General features: G+C 60.2%; 6 protein-coding genes. All 6 read left to right on the top strand.

The window, feature by feature from the left end:
- Window positions 1-192: 192 nt before the first annotated feature.
- The 6 genes from DWX25_RS08460 (at window position 193) to DWX25_RS08485 (ending at window position 6492) form a co-directional block, all read left to right on the top strand.
- Window positions 193-1359, top strand: a complete 1167-nt coding sequence (locus DWX25_RS08460) for an ABC transporter substrate-binding protein (protein ID WP_117807946.1) — start codon at window positions 193-195, stop codon at window positions 1357-1359.
- Window positions 1360-1630: 271 nt separating this feature from the next.
- On the top strand, window positions 1631-2818 hold the full coding sequence (locus DWX25_RS08465) for an ABC transporter substrate-binding protein (protein ID WP_117734505.1): 1188 nt from the start codon (window positions 1631-1633) through the stop codon (window positions 2816-2818).
- A gap of 139 nt (window positions 2819-2957) precedes the next feature.
- A complete protein-coding gene (locus DWX25_RS08470) occupies window positions 2958-3839 on the top strand; it encodes a branched-chain amino acid ABC transporter permease (RefSeq protein WP_117734504.1) in 882 nt (293 codons plus the stop codon).
- Window positions 3840-3848: 9 nt separating this feature from the next.
- On the top strand, window positions 3849-4928 hold the full coding sequence (locus DWX25_RS08475; RefSeq protein ID WP_117807943.1) for a branched-chain amino acid ABC transporter permease: 1080 nt from the start codon (window positions 3849-3851) through the stop codon (window positions 4926-4928).
- Complete coding sequence (locus DWX25_RS08480; RefSeq protein ID WP_006234439.1) at window positions 4918-5778, top strand: ABC transporter ATP-binding protein; 861 nt, start codon at window positions 4918-4920, stop codon at window positions 5776-5778. Before DWX25_RS08475 ends, DWX25_RS08480 begins: the two co-directional genes overlap by 11 nt.
- A 12-nt stretch (window positions 5779-5790) precedes the next feature.
- On the top strand, window positions 5791-6492 hold the full coding sequence (locus tag DWX25_RS08485; RefSeq protein WP_117807975.1) for an ABC transporter ATP-binding protein: 702 nt from the start codon (window positions 5791-5793) through the stop codon (window positions 6490-6492).
- The last annotated feature ends 591 nt before the right edge of the window (window positions 6493-7083 follow it).

Raw genomic sequence — 7083 nt, forward strand, 5'->3', positions numbered from 1 at the left:
TAGCGTGAACCAAGGGCGCGTGCTTGCCAGGCAACAGGAGCCGCATAAAACGCTACCCCCGAAACGCTGCGGAAATATTGGAAACACGCTCGCTACAAACGAACTCCCGTAACAAATTGTCAACGTTTGGGCCATAAGGTTTGCCCTGTACCGCAAGACGGCCGCACCGCGGCCAGCGAAAAGGGGGACACCATGTTCAACATCAACAGCACGCTCAGCCGTAGGAACTTCCTCGCCGGCGCCGCCGCGCTCGGCAGCACCGTCGCACTTGCCGGCTGCTCCTCGGGTGGCTCGGACGATGGGTCTGCCGATGACGGCAAGTCTTTCAAGATCGGCGTCATCGGTCCTCTGACCGGTGCCGCGGCCACCTATGGCGTCTCGGTCGAGAAGGGCGCCAAGCTCGCCGTAAAGGATTTCTCGACCAAGGACCTCAAGCTCTCGCTTAAGTCCGAGGACGACGTCGCCGACGGCGAGAAAGCCATCAACGCCTTCAATACCCTGTGCGACTGGGGCATGCAGGCGCTCGTCGGCCCCGTCACCACCGGTGCCGCCGTTGCCGTCTCGGGTGAGATTGCCGACGACATGCTCATGGTCACGCCTTCCGCCTCGTCGCTCGATGTCACCAAGGACAAGACCACGGTCTTCCAGGTCTGCTTCACCGACCCCACCATGGGCACGAGTGCCGCGAAGTTTTTGGCCGAGAAGTACGCAGACGCCAAGATCGCCCTGTTCTACAACTCCGGCGATACGTACAGCTCGGGCGTTGCCGACGCCTTTGCCGAGCAGGCCAAGGAGTCCAAGCTCGATATCGTCGACACCGAGACCTTTAAGGACGACTCTTCCACGAGCTTTACCAATCAACTGACCAAGGCCAAGGAGGCCGGCGCCACGCTCATCTTTGCGCCGATCTACTACACGCCGGCGTCCGTCCTGCTCAAGAACGCCAAGGACATGGGCTACGACATGACGCTCATGGGCACCGACGGCATGGACGGTCTGCTCTCTGTGGAGGGCTTCGATACCTCGCTTGCCGAGGGCGTGCTGCTCATGACGCCCTTCTCCGCCGACGACGAGAAGAACGCCGACTTTGTCAAGGCATATAAGGAGGAGTACGACGAGACCCCCAACCAGTTTGCCGCCGACGCCTACGACTGCGTCCACGCGATCGCCGAGGCTATCGACAAGGCCGGCATTGACACGACGGCCGACGGTGCCGACATTGCCGCCGAACTTGCCCGCGCCATGCGTAAGATCAAGATCGATGGCCTGACCGGCGAGCTCACCTGGAACGACGAGGGCCAGGTCGAAAAGCCCGCTACGGCCTATGTGATTCAGGACGGCAAGTACATCGCCGCCTAAGAGCGTATAAAACGCAACCGGTGAGGCTCTTTTATTCAGGGCGAGGATGCTTGTAACAGAATGGAAACATTACTTTTACACAATAAAGTGGCAGATATGCATAAAGCGGCAAAAATACGCAGAAATATGGATAAAAATCTGAGGTATAAGAAAAGTTGAAATAATCGCCACTTTTCCTAACTAAAGCGTCTACTATTTTGCGAACGCCGAACACGGCGAAGGATGGCCTGTCGGGTAACCGAAACCCGACGAGATTTGAGAGGAGAGCCGCATGTCGAGCCTCACCGGTAAGTCATTGAACCCTGTTATGAATCGCAGGAGCGTTATCGCGAGCGCAGCAGGTCTGGGGGCGATGTCTATTCTAGCTGGCTGCTCCTCCAACGGCGGCGATAGCGGTTCCGCTTCGAGCGACGCCTCGTTTAAGATCGGCACCATCGGCCCGCTGACCGGTGCTGCCGCGTCCTACGGCAAGTCCGTTACCCAGGGCGTCGAGCTTGGCTGCAAGGATTTCTCGACCAAAGAGCTGCCACTTGTCAGCAAGGCCGAGGACGACCAGGCCGACGGCGAGAAGGCCGTCAACGCCTTCAATACCCTGCTCGACTGGGGCATGCAGGCCCTCGTCGGCCCGACCACCACGGGTGCGTCGGTTGCCGTTGCCGCCGAGTGCGGTAACGACCCCAAGACGTTCATGATCACCCCGTCCGCGTCCTCCGAGGACGTTACCGACGGCAAGGATTGCGTCTTCCAGGTTTGCTTCACCGACCCCAACCAGGGCGTCAACGCTGCCAAGTTCCTGGCCCAGAAGTATGCGGACGAGAAGTTCGTTCTGTTCTATAACTCCGGCGACGCCTATTCTTCGGGTATCGCGGATTCCTTTAAGGCTCAGGCCGCTGAGTCCAAGCTCGAGATCGTTGACGAGGAGACCTTTAAGGACGACTCCGCAACGAGCTTTACCAACCAGCTGACCAAGGCCAAGCAGGCCGGCGCCACCATGATCTTCGCGCCGATCTACTACACGCCGGCGTCCGTCCTGCTCAAGAACGCCAAGGACATGGGCTACGACGTCAAGATGATGGGCTGCGACGGCATGGACGGCATCCTGGGCGTGGAGGGCTTCGACACCTCCCTTGCCGAGGGCCTGCTGCTCATGACCCCGTTCTCCGCCGACGACGAGAAGAACGCCGACTTCGTTAACGCCTACAAGGATAAGTACGGCGATACCCCCGACCAGTTTGCCGCCGACGCCTACGACGGCGTGCACGCTGTGGTCGAGGCTCTTAAGGAGGCCGGCTTGGGCGTCGACGCCGACCCCACCGAGGTCGCCGAGAAGCTGCCCGAGGCTATGCTCAAGATCACCGTTGACGGTCTGACCGGCAAGCTTTCCTGGAATGACAAGGGCCAGGTCCAGAAGGACCCCACGGCGTACGTCATCACCGACGGCAAGTACGTACAGGCCTAATAGACCGCCTTACATAGAGCGGTTTTGATCCCAAGCAGGGGAGGTTTTGGCCTTCCCTGCTTGCTTGGTATCTAGGGACGATGTAACGTCCCTGTTTCATACATCAACTGGAAACCTATTCGAAAGGGGGATGTGGAACATGACGGTCTTTATCCAATACCTGGTCAACGGCCTGTCCATGGGCAGCGTCTACGCCATCATCGCGTTGGGCTACACCATGGTCTACGGTATCGCCAAGATGCTGAACTTCGCTCACGGCGACGTCATCATGGTCGGTGCCTATGTCTCGTTCTGCGCCACGTCGTATCTCGGCCTCCCGGGCTGGGCTTCTGTAATTCTCTCTTGTGCGGTCTGCACGGTTCTCGGTGTTCTCATCGAGGGCCTGGCCTATAAGCCGCTGCGCCAGGCAGGCCCGCTGGCCGTTCTGATCACGGCTATCGGCGTGTCCTATTTCTTGCAGAATGCCGCCCAGCTTCTGTGGGGCGCCACGCCCAAGAACTTTACTTCGCTCGTCACCTTCCCGGTGCCGGAGTTCTTGGCCAAGTATAACGTGAGCGCTGTCTCGCTCGTCACCATCGTCGCTTGCCTGATTATCATGGCCGGCCTGGTGTTCTTTACGGGCAAGACCAAGATGGGCAAGGCCATGCGCGCCGTGTCCGAGGACAAGGCCGCCGCTCAGCTCATGGGCATCAATGTCAACCGCACCATCTCGATGACGTTTGCCATCGGCTCTGCCCTTGCCGCCATCGCCGGCGTGCTGCTGTGCTCCTACTCGCCGGTGCTGCAGCCCACGACGGGCGCCATGCCTGGCATCAAAGCCTTCGACGCCGCCGTCTTCGGTGGCATCGGCTCCATCCCCGGCGCCTTTGTCGGCGGCATTCTTATCGGCATCATCGAGGCAATGGCACAGGCCTACATTTCCACGAGCCTTGCCAACTCCATCGTCTTTGGCGTTCTGATCATCGTCCTGCTCGTCAAGCCTGCCGGCCTCTTGGGCAAGTACGTCCCCGAGAAGGTGTAGGTGAGCGTTATGAAGTTCCTTAAAGACAAGCAGACGCGTCACGACTTTGTCACGTACGCCATGTGCATCGTGGCATTCGCCATCGTGTTCTTTATGCAGTCCAACCATATGATCCCGCGCATGATCGCCGGTCAGCTGGTTCCCATCACGGCCTATATCGTCATGGCCATCTCGCTTAACCTCGTCGTCGGCATCGCGGGCGATCTTTCGCTGGGCCATGCGGGCTTTATGAGTGTCGGCGCCTATACGGGTATCGTCACCGCCGTTGCCCTCGAGAGCGCCGTTCCCTCCGATCCGGTGCGTCTTATCATCAGCATCGTGGTCGGCGCTGTCGCTGCTGCCATTATGGGCTTCCTGATCGGTATCCCGGTTCTTCGCCTGAGCGGCGACTACCTGGCCATCGTGACCCTGGCCTTCGGCGAAATCATCAAAGAGATCGTCACCTGCCTTATCGTGGGCGTCGATTCCCGCGGCCTTCACGTGATCTTTAACATCACGGGCAACTCCACGATCGACGACCTTCATCTGCTCGAGGACGGCACCGCCATCATCAAGGGCGCCCAGGGCGCGTCGGGCGTGTCGACCTACTCGACCTTCCTTGCCGGTGCCATCCTGGTCATGATCGCGCTCGTGATCGTGCTCAATCTGGTCCGTAGCCGTACCGGCCGTGCCATCATTGCCGTGCGCGACAACAAGATCGCTGCCGAGTCCGTAGGCATCTCCGTCACCCAGTACCGCATGATCGCCTTCGTGGTTTCTGCCGCCCTCGCCGGTGCTGCAGGCGCCCTGTTCGGCGGTAACTTCTCGCAGCTCTCCGCCACCAAGTTTGACTTCAACACGTCCATCCTCATTCTGGTGTTCGTGGTCTTGGGCGGCCTGGGCAACATGCGCGGTTCTGTCATCGCGGCGGCGCTGCTCACGGTGCTTCCCGAACTGCTCCGTCAGTTCTCGGACTATCGCATGCTCATCTATGCCATCGTTTTGATCCTGGTCATGGTCTTTACCAACAACCCGCAGCTCAAGGCGTTCTTCGGTCGCGTTAAGGACCGCCTTGCTCCCAAGAAGGAGGTGGCAGCCGATGCCCAGTAAGTTTGAGTTCAACAAGGGCAAGATGGTCCCGTATCCTTCTGGCGCCATCGTTCCCGACCGCGACCTGGGCCAGCGCCCGGCGCTCGAGTGCATCCACTTGGGCATTGAGTTTGGCGGCCTTAAGGCGGTCGACGACTTTAGCCTGACCATTGGCAAGACCGAGATCGCCGGTCTGATCGGCCCCAACGGCGCCGGTAAGACCACGGTCTTCAACCTGCTCACCAAGGTGTACCAGCCCACGCACGGCACCATCCTGCTCGACGGCGAGGATACCTCGGGTAAGTCCGTCTACCAGGTCAACCGCATGGGCATCGCCCGTACCTTCCAGAACATCCGCCTGTTCAACACCATGACGGTGGAGGACAACGTTAAGGTCGGCCTGCACAACCAGGAGCGCTACTCCGGTTTTGAGGGCGTGCTGCGCCTGCCGACGTATTGGAAGCATGAGAAGGCCGCCCATGAGCGCGCTATGGAGCTGCTGTCCATTTTTGATATGGAGCACCTTGCAAACGAGCAGGCCGGCTCGCTGCCTTATGGCGCCCAGCGTCGTCTGGAGATCGTCCGCGCGCTTGCTACCAACCCTAAGCTGCTGCTGCTCGACGAGCCTGCCGCCGGCATGAACCCGTCCGAGACCGCGGAGCTCATGGCGAATATCGTCAAGATCCGTGACACCTTTGGCATCGCCATCATGCTCATCGAGCACGATATGTCGCTCGTCATGAACATCTGCGAGGGCATCTGCGTGCTCAACTTTGGTAAGGTCATCGCCAAGGGCACGGCCGAGGAAATCCAGAACAACGACGCCGTTATCGAGGCGTATCTGGGCAAGCAGGATAAGGGGGAGAACTAAATGGCAGAGCCGATGCTTTCCGTCTACAACATCAACGTCTGGTACGGCGCCATCCACGCCATCAAGGACATCTCCTTTAACGTCAACGAGGGCGAGATCGTGGCCCTGATCGGCGCCAACGGCGCCGGCAAGTCCACGACGCTTAAGACCGTCTCGGGCCTGCTGCGCTCCAAGACCGGTTCCATCAAGTTTATGGGCGAGGACATTACCCACGCGCCCGCCGACAAGCTGGTGAGCAAGGGCCTGGCCCAGGTGCCCGAAGGCCGTCGCGCCTTTTTGCAGATGACGGTTGAGGAAAACCTGGAGATGGGCGCCTATACGCAGCCCAAGTCCACGGTGGCTCCGGGTCTTGAGCGCGTCTACGAGCAGTTCCCGCGCCTTAAGGAGCGCCGCCGCCAGGTTGCCGGCACCCTTTCGGGCGGCGAGCAGCAGATGCTCGTTATGGGCCGCGCCCTTATGAGCAACCCCAAGCTGCTCATGCTCGACGAGCCCTCCATGGGCCTGGCACCGATTCTGATCGAGCAGATCTTCCAGATTGTCGAGGACCTGCACAAGGCCGGCACCACGGTGCTCCTGGTCGAGCAGAACGCGCAGATGGCGCTTTCCATCGCCACGCGCGGCTACGTGCTCGAGACCGGCAAGATCACCATGACCGGCACCGGCCAAGAGCTCCTGCACGACGATAACGTCCGCAAGGCCTATCTCGGTGGCTAGGAGGTTCCGCCGTTCTACCGAACGGCGGACCGGCCGACGCTGCGCGGGCCGCATTTGGACAATCTGACGTTCAACTTCAGGGGCGCGACCAAAAGGTCAGCGCCCTTTCGTTTCACGTCACCTTGTCTCAAATGCGGCCCGCTCGCTGACATTGCCAAAACATCGGCGTTGCCGTTGTCGCTGGCACATGGGGGCGGCACTTGGGGACGTTCCTTTTAATATGAGCAGGACATTGTCAAGAGGCAAAATCGGGCCTGGCCCCAACGATATGGGGTCAGGCCCTCTCCCTATATCAACCCGTCCGCGGCGACCTCGGCGTGTCTTACCGACGCTCGTCTTTGCAGTTTAATATCCGCCCGTGGCGATCTCTCGCTGGGCAATCCGTTGCTACGGCTGAGGCTTCTACGTCGAACCGACAGTCTGTGCACGCGTGTGGCGCCCTGGGCGCTCGCAGAAAAGGGACCTGAGGTTCGCCTCAACGGCTTCGGATCGAACCGCTTCCGGGGTGACTGGCTTATGTTCGGGGGACCGCCCCCCTATGCCTCCTCTGCCATGAGGCCGACCGCCCACACCCAGCAGGCGAGCTCGCGC

Origin of the sequence: Collinsella sp. AF18-8LB (assembly GCF_003459795.1) — a bacterium.
GTDB lineage: Bacteria > Actinomycetota > Coriobacteriia > Coriobacteriales > Coriobacteriaceae > Collinsella.

Coding starts and splice junctions, on each gene's coding strand:
- DWX25_RS08460 (WP_117807946.1), top strand. CDS start 193: ATGTTCAACATCAACAGCACGCTCAGCCGTAGGAACTTCCTCGCCGGC.
- DWX25_RS08465 (WP_117734505.1), top strand. CDS start 1,631: ATGTCGAGCCTCACCGGTAAGTCATTGAACCCTGTTATGAATCGCAGG.
- DWX25_RS08470 (WP_117734504.1), top strand. CDS start 2,958: ATGACGGTCTTTATCCAATACCTGGTCAACGGCCTGTCCATGGGCAGC.
- DWX25_RS08475 (WP_117807943.1), top strand. CDS start 3,849: ATGAAGTTCCTTAAAGACAAGCAGACGCGTCACGACTTTGTCACGTAC.
- DWX25_RS08480 (WP_006234439.1), top strand. CDS start 4,918: ATGCCCAGTAAGTTTGAGTTCAACAAGGGCAAGATGGTCCCGTATCCT.
- DWX25_RS08485 (WP_117807975.1), top strand. CDS start 5,791: ATGCTTTCCGTCTACAACATCAACGTCTGGTACGGCGCCATCCACGCC.